Source organism: Rhodocytophaga aerolata (genome assembly GCF_030503435.1).
GTDB lineage: Bacteria > Bacteroidota > Bacteroidia > Cytophagales > 172606-1 > Rhodocytophaga > Rhodocytophaga aerolata.
Map to the genome: position 1 here is coordinate 1 of NZ_JAUKPO010000151.1, position 1,453 is coordinate 1,453.

At 41.4% G+C, this 1,453-nt stretch carries 1 protein-coding gene; it reads right to left on the reverse strand.

The features are described from left to right. Positions 1 to 1,365, reverse strand: a protein-coding gene (locus Q0590_RS37255) for an IS3 family transposase (protein WP_436714356.1) whose coding sequence is annotated in 2 segments (ribosomal slippage) — positions 1 to 984 and positions 984 to 1,365 — 1,366 coding nt annotated over the 2 segments. Because the reading frame shifts where the segments join, the coding sequence is not laid out codon by codon here. This gene is flagged as partial in the annotation. Between the last annotated feature and the right edge of the window lie 88 nt (positions 1,366 to 1,453).

A 1,453-nucleotide genomic window follows, 5' to 3' on the forward strand; every position in this document is an offset into this window, starting at 1 on the left:
TATAACTTTTTCTTCTTTTTTCTATTGACTGCTTTTTAACTATTTCTCTTTCTTTTAGCTTTTCCTGCTTTTTTCCTTGAAATACATCTACTGGAATCAAATTATCTAGTGATTCATGGTAGCGAGTGCAGTTATAAGATTCCACCCATTGGGCAATGCGAGCAGTTAGCTCCTCTGAGCTGTAATAGTGCTCAAGTAGCAACAGATTTTTCATGGATCGGTGGTAGCGTTCAATCTTGCCTTGCGTCATCGGATGCAGTGGAGCACTACGGACATGCTTGATAGACTCGCTCTCAAAATACTGCTTTAGATACTTGGAGACATAAGCTGAGCCATTATCTGTTAACACCCTTGGACGTTGACCTTTGCGCAAACCGGCTACTTGCATAGCCTTCTGTAATGTGCGTTCTGCATCAGTAGCTTGCATGGTAGAACACAACTCCCAAGACAAGATGTAACGCGAATAGTCATCCATGACAGTGGACAGATAATACCATCCCCAACCTTGAATTTTGAAGTAGGTAAAGTCGGTTTGCCATAGCTCATTGACAGAAGTAGTAGGATTGATAAACTTATCAGAGGCTTCCATCAGCCGGTAAGCTGGCGTGGTAATCAGATTATAGCTTTTTAGAATGCGGTAGACAGTAGATTCTGAAACGAACCAGCCCTCTTTATCCACTATATAACAAGCTATTTCCCTGCATGATAACTCTGTACGTTCTAAAGCCAGGTCCACTACTTTTTGTCTTTCTGCGGCAGGAAGTTGATTCCAGTAGCCTTGCCGTAGTGGCTGTTTATCCACTAGTCCGTCAAAGCCCTTTTCTAAATACTTTTTATACCATTTATAAAAAGTGGACCGGTTGATACCTAACTGCTCTAAGGTAGCTTTTACTCCCAAACCGGATTGTTCTACAATGGTAATAATTTCCATTCTTTCTGATTGTCTCATACGCCGGTACTTTTCTACTCCTGTTCCGCCTTTAAGTTTTTTTTAAGCACCCGGTTCTCCAGACTCAATTCTGCCACTAGCTGCTTGAGCGCCTCATTTTCTGATTTTATGGATTGAACTTCTGGAGCAGTGGCTTCCCTGGTAGTATCACCATTTAATCGCTTTTTACCGGCCTCCAAAAACTCCTTACTCCACCGATAATAAATATTGGTATTCAAGCCTTCTCTGCGGCAGATTTCAGCCACCGATTCTTCACCTCTGAGGCCTTCTAAGACAATACGAATTTTTTCTTCTGCCGAGTACTGCCGCCTGCTCTGGCGTTGAATATCTTTGATAACGGATACAACAGGCTTTGCCTTTTGCTTTTTAGTTTGCTCTGTGGTGCTTGTGGTAGGTACGTTTGTTGTTTTGGACATAACATAGATTGTTGAAGGGTGGATAATTTAGAAAATTATCTCTTATTTTTCTTTCCCTTTTGTCCACTTTCATCTGACTACATACAAT